The organism is Capnocytophaga sp. oral taxon 380 str. F0488 (genome assembly GCF_000318255.2).
Lineage (GTDB): Bacteria > Bacteroidota > Bacteroidia > Flavobacteriales > Flavobacteriaceae > Capnocytophaga > Capnocytophaga ochracea.
Window position 1 is genome coordinate 1 of sequence record NZ_KB291227.1, and the last position, 6,318, is coordinate 6,318.

Genomic DNA, 6,318 nt, shown 5'->3' on the forward strand with positions numbered 1-6,318 from the left:
CGTCCACAGGGTACTGCTGAGCTTGCAGAGTGAAGCTCAGCAAGGTGAAGAAAAAGAGTATGTAACGACGGAGGAGGGGCATTTTAATGACGAGTTACGAATGACGAATGACTAATGATTTACAATCATTTTTTGAACCATAATATCACCTCCTGCTTCTAAGATTATCAAGTATTGACCTGATAATCTACTATTTGAAACAGGAATATTGAAAGTTGTACTTTCGGGTTGTTCAATAGGAGAGATTACCATTTGACCCAAGATGTCCATTCCGTAAATTTTTATAGCGGTAGGTTTTTTGAGTTTCACTTCTATGCGGAAAATACCATTGTTAGGGTTATCTACAATTTTGAAATCATCTATAACTACTTCTTTAAAACTGTTTTCTTTACCGATGCCCAATCGATCTTTTTCGACCCAAAGTGTTTTGTATATAGTCTTCTCACATCCGTCTAAAAAGCCTTTTAAGCCTATGGTATAAGTACCTTCTTTAGGAAAACGCACTTCTGCTCCTCCGTTTTCTTCTTTGATAAGCGAAACTTCTTGAGGTAACACCCATTGGGTAGTAATACTATGAGATAAGTTTATTAGTTTTACTGTATAGTTATAGTAAGCATTGGTTGCTGCTAAAAAGTCTACCTCTAATACTTTATCACTTTGCAACACCTCAAAAGTAGTCGCCTCTCTGCAACCTTTTTGGTCAGTAATTTCTACTTTATAGATGCCTTTTGCCGATACTGCAAAAGTAGGTTCAGTACTAAGGAGGGTGCCAGTACTATCTGTCCAACGGAAAGTAGCTGAAGGAAAAGCTGTACTTAAATCGAATGACCGACTGTCACCTTGGCATATCGTGATTTGTGAAGGAATATTAATAACCGTTTTTTCAGGTTGTAATACTTCGTAAAACTGCTCTAACGCCGGACAGTCGCTTTGGTCACGAAATACTGCTTTGTATTTACCTGCTTTTAACCCATTGATGGTTTTACCACCATTGGTAATACGTTGTGAAAGAGGATTCCCCTGAGCATCATACCACGAAATATTTATATTTCCTTTACCTCCTGAGAGTGTAAGCGCTATCTTACCATCATTCCCCTCATAACAGGTTACGGGAGTGATGATAGCATTGTTTACCTCCACTTCCTCAGGATAAGAAAGCACCACCTTTTCTTGCACGGAACAACCTCGACTATCACTTACGGTTACAAAATACTTCCCAGCTGATAGTCCTGTGATATGAGCGCCTGTATACCCTGTATTCCAAAGATAAGTATAAGGAGGCGTACCTCCAGAGGCTATAGCGGTCGCTTGCCCCGCATTAGGAGCACTACAGGTCATTTCTGATTTAGTAACCTTCAAGTAAAGAGGGTCAGGATAAGTAAGAGTATAAGTTCCGACAGCTTTATTTTCATTAGCATCTATAACTTCTACTTGATAGATACCATCTACAAGATCTGTAATAGTTTTATCTCTTGTTTCGGTATATGGCTTGTTAAATCTTTTCCATACATATCTGTAAGTAGGTACTCCTCCTTTAGCATTTACCGTCAGCGTACCATTACTATTGATGCTCGAATTATTATTGGGGTCACTATTACGAGGGTTACAACTGATAGGTGTAGCTTCAATGCTATTTATAATAAGTTCATCAGGCTCAGTAATGGTAATTTTCTTAGTAAGCGTACAACCATTATCATCTATAATAGTAAGTGTATAAGTACCAGCATCAAGGTATTCAAAAGTAGATTTAAATCCTCTTATAGAAGAGTCTGTTTCATATAAAGAAATCTCCTTTTTTATTCCTTTATCTGACTCTATCTTAACAGTATATTCTAGCAAATCATTCTTCTTGGGAGTCCCTCCTGTAATAATAGTTGTAATAGAACCATCACCTCTTTTATAGCCACTAACGTGTTTAACAAAATCTGCTTCTCCTTCATTAACAATAGTAATAGGCTTTGTAGGACCTCCTATTTTTACAACCACAGGAGATACTACCCCATTTTTAAGAATCTGGCAATCGTTCTTATCGGTAATAGTAAAGGTATATGTTCCAGAGGGTAGATTTGAAAGATAGATAGAATTACCATCAACGAGTACAGATTCTTCTCCATTTTTAATATATTTATAAGGGGGAGTGCCACCTGAAAATCCTAGAATTATCATACCCATAGACTCTCCGAAACATTGATTATCATATTTATAATACAAAGAGGAATTTAAAGGTTCTGGGACAGCAACTGTAAACCTACCTTTATGTTGTGTATCATCTGTATATAGTTGAATACTATCTCTTTGTCTATTATTATTTAGGTAATAGAAATGACCCTTTATATCTATCTCATAATTAGTAGTCACAGAAGCTGTACGAAGTACTACATTATCTATGCGGTCGTGTTGTAAGAAATATTCTGTTAAATCTCTAGGTAAACCATCAATTCCTATAGCACCTTCTGTTTTACTCCCACCTTCTTTTATGAAAGAAAAAACATTGAATACTTCACCTAAATAAGCATCTCTATTTTTCCTATATTGTTCTAAGCTACCTAACAATTTCCTGCTGAGTTGGATAGTAACAGTAGCAGTAGTTCCATTACTATTACATAAAGGAGATTGAACATTTTTTATCGTAATCAAGGGAGCTGCTTGTGTAACGGTAAGAGGTAATTCGTCAGAAAAAGAACATACAGAGCCTTTATCTTTATCATAAGATACTACTCTAAAGTATATATGCTTACCTATCATCTCTTCTGCTTTGGTTTTACTTTCTAAAACATCTTCAGCAGAGACTTCTATTCTTTGTTTTTGTTGGAATTTTGTAGGAAGAGGTTTCCAATTATAATCATAATCATCTCCCCAAGGCCAAGGCCACCACCACTTCCTTTCCTTTTTCTTTTTCTCTGTTGCATATTCATAACGATATAAATCACTATCAAAACCTTCCTTAGCTATAAGAGGAACTTTGATATCAATAGGGAGAAATTTAGCACTATTGTTATCAGAGGTTTTTAAAGTGTGATTAGGTTTAATATAATAATCAAAAGTAATACTCCCTTTAGCTTGTGGTTTTTTTTCCCCTGAGACTACATGAAGAGAAAGAGGTCTGAGAGCACAATATGTAATATCATAAGGCTTTTCTTCCTTTGCATCAGATGTATGAAAGCAATCGCAACAAGTAGATTTATTTCCAAAAAAGTTAAATTTTAATACTGCATCCACAACTTCTCTATGTATTTTTATTTTCTCCACATCATCATCCAATTCTATATTACTTTGATTAAAAGGAGTTTCTATATCATTATTACTATAAAAGACAGAAACTTCTTTTCCATTTTTATAAAGAATTTTAATCTCTGTTATGTTGGTACAAGTTCTATCCTTTGTCGAAGAATCTATACTTAGATTTTTCAAATCTAAAGAATATTTTTTTTGACTATAGAGATTTACTGAAAAAAAACATAATATAGATAGAAAAGAAAATCTAAATATTTTTTGAGAAAGTTGTTGCATAGAATAAAAAATGAAGACATATTTTTACACCTTTTGTAAGTATGTCTATTTTAATGTTTATTGTTTTATTAAAATTTGTTTTACGGTACGAGTTTCTCCAAATTCATTTTTTTCCACTTCACTAAGGAGCAAATTATTTCCTGAAATAGAAAAAGTTGGTTTTGAAGTCCTTCCATTAGAGGTCAAAGTCAATACATTATTAGAAATAGAATAAGTACCTTCTTGCTTTTTAGGTTCATCACATTTTTTATCAGAAAAATTATAAGTAGAGAATGTATTTTCACTTAAAATAATATAACTCTTTTTTTCACATTCTGTTCTATCTACCTCTATATTATTAATGATTAACTTTTCAATTTTCCACGTTCCTATCAATGCTTTTTTAGCATCATTTTGGGGAGTAGAAGGGTTGTCATTATTGTTTTTTCCACAGGCGGTGGCTAATAGTGTTAAGGCTATAAAAGCCAAAGTAAAGATTTTTTCATTGTACAAACGTTTTTTTTAAATTATTTATGCGACAAAGGTAAGCTGTTTTTGTGAGATGTGCAAATAATATGTGAGATATTTTTCTTACAAATCTACTTATTCCCTTTCTGCATCAGAAAACTTATCTAAAAAAATACTCCCTTCTTCTCTCCTTTGTTTTTCTTTCGCTTTATTTCTCTAAAATCACTATTAATTCTTCACTCTTAGTTATTCATTATCAACTCTTTATATACCCTTTCTATACCAATCTTCCAAGATTCACACCCTTTCTATACCAATCTTCCAAGATTCGTATAAGCTTCCTATAAGCTCTTTATAAGCTAACCCCACCCTCCTCATAGCCTTCTTTCACCAAAATCGCTCTTACTCCTCTTCCGAACTCCTCCGTTTCCTTCCGAATTCCTCAACCCTTCCCCATTTGCTAATTTCTCTTTTCCGTCACTACATTCCCCCTTTGAAGGGGGCTAGGGGGATGTTTGTCACGTCCCAAAAAAGGTTGCCATTATTATATTAGCTGTCTTACTTGTTTGTATTACCATAATTTTAAAACTCTATTCCATTAGGAATTGTATCCATTTGTTGGAGTAAGTATTGCACTATAGGTTCTTTAACATCTGCATCCAATATACTTTCGTCTAATTCTAATTTATTATCAGAAAATGTAAAACCATATTTACCTATTTTAGGATTACACATATATGTTAGATAGGGAAGTGTATTGCTGTCTGTTTTAGCAATTCCTAATCGTGACTTAGAATTAGATAGAAGAATAGCTATTCTTTTATCTTCATCAAACACTCCTGAAACTCTATCTCTTCTATTTTCTGAACTCAAAATATTTACAGAATCTGTTTTGACAAAAAGAGCATAAGAAAAGTTCCCTATTTTTTCAATTTTAAAAACCTGCCCTGATATATAAAAAAATGTATTCTTTCTATAAAAGTCTCTTTGCTCATTTTCGTACGTAGCGTCATTTATTGAGGCTAAAAAATTATTTACAAAGATAAAAAGAACACTAAGCATTATCAAACCTCCTGTGAAAAATAATATAAACTTACGCATATTTCAGAATTTTATAGCGCTAGACATCGTATCCATCTGTTTAGTGAGAAAATCTCCGTAAAACTTATTAGAAACATAAATTAAATTGTTTACACCACGAAACCCATAGTCATCATTTGAGTGAATTAAAGTATCTATTTTTTTATCACTATCAAACTGAGCTATAATATAAGGATATTTTTCATTTTTGTATTGATGTTTTTTATCTATAAAAGCTAAATGGGCAACTACAAGAACAATATCATTCTTTTTATCATAAATTCCTGAAAAATAATATAGATTTGTGAGATTTTTCCTATATTGATAGAATCAGGTCTTACATAAAGACAATATCTTTCTGATGAGATTTCAGTTGTTTTTAAGACTTGACCTAATATATAATAAGAAGTATTTTCTTCATATATACGTCTACTATTCTGTTCTTTTTCAGAATCGTAACAACTTTCATAAAACATTAGAAAATACATTATCCCCAATAAGGTTATTATTATATTGGTTGTCTTACTTGTTTGTATTACCATAATTTTAAAACTCTATTCCATTAGGAATTGTGTCCATTTGTTGGAGCAAATATTGCACTATAGGTTCTTTAACATCTGCATCTAATATATTTTCATCTAATTCTAATTTATTATCAGAAAATGTAAAACCATATTTACCTATTTTAGGATTACACATATATGTTAGATAGGGAAGTGTATTGCTGTCTGTTTTAGCAATTCCTAATCGTGACTTAGAATTAGATAGAAGAATAGCTATTCTTTTATCTTCATCAAACACTCCCGAAATTCTATCCCTTCTTTTTTCTGATCTTAAAATATTTACAGAATCTGTTTTGACAAAAAGAGCATAAGAAAAGCTTCCTATTTTTTTAATTTTAAAAACCTGTCCTGATATATAAAAAAAAGAGTTTTCTTTATAAAAATTACTTTGCTCATTTTCATATATAGTATTATTTCTCGTCTCTATGAAATTATTCACAAAGATAAAAAGAACGCTAAGCATTATCAAACCTCCTGTGAGAAATAATATAATTTTTCGTAACATTTTTAGTAGGGTATTATAAATTTAATGTAACTCTTCAATTTTCCCCATTTAGTTTTGGGGGTGTCAACAACTTTTTTATTAATAAAAGCTGTCTTTCCTATTCCTGCTGTAACACTTGGCGTTACTGGGGAAAGACCTCCTCCTACACCAACAGATCTAGAATATGAGAAAACATTCCAACTGTCACGTCCTAAAAAAGGTTGTCATAATTAA

General features: G+C 32.3%; 4 protein-coding genes. All 4 read right to left on the bottom strand.

Annotated elements, in window-relative coordinates:
- Positions 1-111: 111 nt before the first annotated feature.
- Complete coding sequence (locus tag HMPREF9078_RS09180; RefSeq protein ID WP_009420414.1) at positions 112-3,510, bottom strand: T9SS type A sorting domain-containing protein; 3,399 nt, start codon at positions 3,508-3,510, stop codon at positions 112-114.
- Positions 3,511-3,567: 57 nt separating this feature from the next.
- Positions 3,568-3,978 carry a lipocalin family protein gene (locus HMPREF9078_RS09185; protein WP_232305334.1) on the bottom strand — a complete coding sequence of 137 codons (411 nt, stop codon included), beginning with the start codon at positions 3,976-3,978 and terminating at the stop codon, positions 3,568-3,570.
- 561 nt (positions 3,979-4,539) lie between these two features.
- Complete coding sequence (locus tag HMPREF9078_RS09190) at positions 4,540-5,058, bottom strand: hypothetical protein (RefSeq protein WP_009420416.1); 519 nt, start codon at positions 5,056-5,058, stop codon at positions 4,540-4,542.
- Between the two features lie 525 nt (positions 5,059-5,583).
- A complete protein-coding gene (locus tag HMPREF9078_RS11335) occupies positions 5,584-6,105 on the bottom strand; it encodes a hypothetical protein (protein ID WP_009420418.1) in 522 nt (173 codons plus the stop codon).
- Between the last annotated feature and the right edge of the window lie 213 nt (positions 6,106-6,318).